Below are 2565 nucleotides of genomic sequence, written 5' to 3'. Positions count from 1 at the left end.
AGCTCCCGTGCCGCCTCGATGTATGCGATGGCACCGGTGGACGCCGGGTCGTAGGTGATGACCGACTGGCCATAGCTCGGCGCTTCGGACACCCGGACGCTGCGCGGGATAATCGTCCGGAGCACGATGTCGCCGAAATGCTCACGGACGTCGTCCGCGACCTGGGTGGCTAGCCGAGTGCGCCCGTCGTACATCGTGAGCAGGATCGTGGTGATCCTGAGCTGGGCGTTCAGGTGCCCGCGCACCAGCTCCACCGTCCTGAGCAGCTGCTCAAGCCCCTCGAGCGCGTAGTACTCGCACTGGATGGGGATCAGCACTTCTTCGGCGGCGACGAGCGCGTTAATCGTCAGCAGGCCAAGGGACGGCGGGCAGTCGATCAGCACGTAGTCCAGGTTGGACACATCGAGCTGCTCGATCGCGCGCAACAGCCGGGACTCCCTGGCCACCATCGGCACCAGTTCGATCTCCGCGCCGGCCAGGTCGATGGTCGCCGGAGCGCAGAAGAGGCCGGGCATCCCGTCGACCTCGGTGACGACATCGGAGAGCGGGCGTTCCTCGACGAGCACGTTGTACACAGACTCGCGGCCGACATGGTGATCGACGTCCAGCGCGGTCGACGCGTTGCCCTGCGGGTCCAGGTCCAGCACCAGCACCCGGCAGCCGTGCTGCGACAGGCTCGCCGCGAGGTTGACCGCGGTCGTGGTCTTACCCACGCCGCCCTTCTGGTTGGCGATCGTCATGATGCGGCACCGCTCGGGCCGCGGCCACGGCTCTCGTTCAGCCGCGCCGCGGACGCCGACCGCCGCCTCTGCTGCCCGGCCGATCGGAGTATCTGCGGGGTCGTTAGGTACGTCGGGTACGACTACTGGCGAATCGGGCGCGGTGGCTTGCGGCGGCATTTGATCTCCTCCACTTCCCAAGGCGCTCTCCGTCTTCACGACACTGGGCGTTCCACGTGAAACTGCCCCCGACAAGGCGTGCCGTACCCGGTCCGAACCAGGAAAGGCCGGCTCTCCATGACCGTTCAACAGCGCACCTCTCGAGACCTGCTCTGATTGGGAAGACAATCGCCCCGGCTGATCACCGGGCCACCCCAACCCGGACACGCCCAGGGACGGTACCGCATTCCCCCTGTCAGGCCACCCCACGCCGGCTGCGGTGAGCACCTGGCTGCTCCTCTCGGCCGTGTCCGCCAATGACGACACGGACTACCGTGGTCGCAGGTACGACCCTACCTTGGCCGACCCGCAGAACCTCCGCGCTTCGCACGCGAAGTCGCGACAGGACGGGGCGGGCAGCCGCTAGCTCCTGCTCAGCGGACTGGCCCTTGATTGCCAGGATTTCACCCCCCGGACGGAGCAGCCCGGCGGCCCAGCCAGCGAGCCGGTCCAGCGGCGCGACCGCCCGGGCCGTCGCGATGTCCGCCCTAATGACCCCCGCCATGTCTTCGGCGCGACCGCGGACGACGGTGGCATTCGGCAGGTCCAGCCGCGCCAGGCACTCTTCGAGGAAGGCCGAACGGCGGAGCATCGGCTCGAGCAGCACCACGCGAATTCCGGGGCGGAGCATGGCGAGCACCACGCCGGGCAGCCCCGCACCGGACCCGATGTCGACGAGCTCACCGGCTTCCGGCAGCAGGTCGGCGACCACCGCGCAGTTCAGCAGGTGCCTGTCCCACAGCCGGGGGGCCTCGCGAGGACCGATCAGCCCGCGCTGCACACCGTCGGTCGCGAGTATCTCCGCGAACTGGCACGCCGTTTCAAGCGCGCTGCCGAACACCTCGAAAGCCTCCGGAGGAGGAGGCACAGCCGAGGGCACTAGGTGAACCGCCTCAGCCGACCGGGAAGATCACCACGCGGCGGTTGGGCTCCTCGCCCTCCGACTCGCTGCGCAACCCTGCCTCGGCAACCGCGTCGTGCACGATCTTCCGCTCGAACGGCGTCATGGCGCGCAGTTTCCTCGGCTCGCCGGTGCGCTCCACCTCCGCCGCCAGGGAGCGGCCGAGCTCGGCGAGCTCGGCCCGGCGCCGGGCGCGAAACCCGCCGACGTCAAGCATCAGCCTGGCCCTGAGCCCCGTCTTCCTGTGCACCGCCAGCCTGGTCAGCTCCTGCAGCGCCTCAAGGACCTCGCCATCGTCGCCGACCAGTTCGTCAAGGGTCGCACCGACGACGGAGACGACCGCCCGGTCGCCCTCCACGTCCATGTCGATGTCGCCGTCCAGGTCGGCGATGTCCAGCAAGCCCTCGATGTAGTCGGCTGCGATCTCCCCCTCCTCATCGAGGGAATCCTCGGAGTCGGCCTCGTCGTCATCCTCGTCGTCGCCCTCGGCCTCGTCATCCTCGGCCTCATCGTCGTCGGCATCCGCGGAGTCGTCGGCCTCGGCCAGCTCGTCGTCGTCGAGCACGTCCTCGGGGTCCACCACGCTGTCTAGCTCGTTGTCTTCCAGGCTGGGCCCGTCGAGGCCAGAAACAGGCGACACGCTCTCGCGACCTACCACCGTGCCGAAACCCTCACCGGGATCATCCCCCACGTCGTTCACCTCTTACCCGAGTTGCCCGAGTTGCC

Annotated in this window: 3 protein-coding genes; all 3 read right to left on the bottom strand. The window is 68.6% G+C overall.

Annotated features, from left to right (window positions below):
• On the bottom strand, window positions 1–899 hold an 899-nt coding region (locus WA805_RS25175; protein ID WP_425243574.1), incomplete at its 3' end, for a ParA family protein.
• Between the two features lie 235 nt (window positions 900–1134).
• Complete coding sequence (gene rsmG / locus WA805_RS25170; RefSeq protein ID WP_422272542.1) at window positions 1135–1779, bottom strand: 16S rRNA (guanine(527)-N(7))-methyltransferase RsmG; 645 nt, start codon at window positions 1777–1779, stop codon at window positions 1135–1137.
• A 52-nt stretch (window positions 1780–1831) separates the two neighbouring features.
• Window positions 1832–2263: a protein jag gene (locus WA805_RS25165; RefSeq protein ID WP_422286160.1), complete on the bottom strand. Its 432-nt coding sequence runs from the start codon at window positions 2261–2263 to the stop codon at window positions 1832–1834.
• Window positions 2264–2565 lie beyond the last annotated feature (302 nt).

Origin of the sequence: Trebonia sp., from assembly GCF_049794275.1 — a bacterium.
GTDB lineage: Bacteria > Actinomycetota > Actinomycetes > Streptosporangiales > Streptosporangiaceae > Trebonia.
The sequence above is the reverse complement of the archived record's forward strand: the minus strand, read 5'-3'. Positions and strand labels throughout refer to the sequence as shown.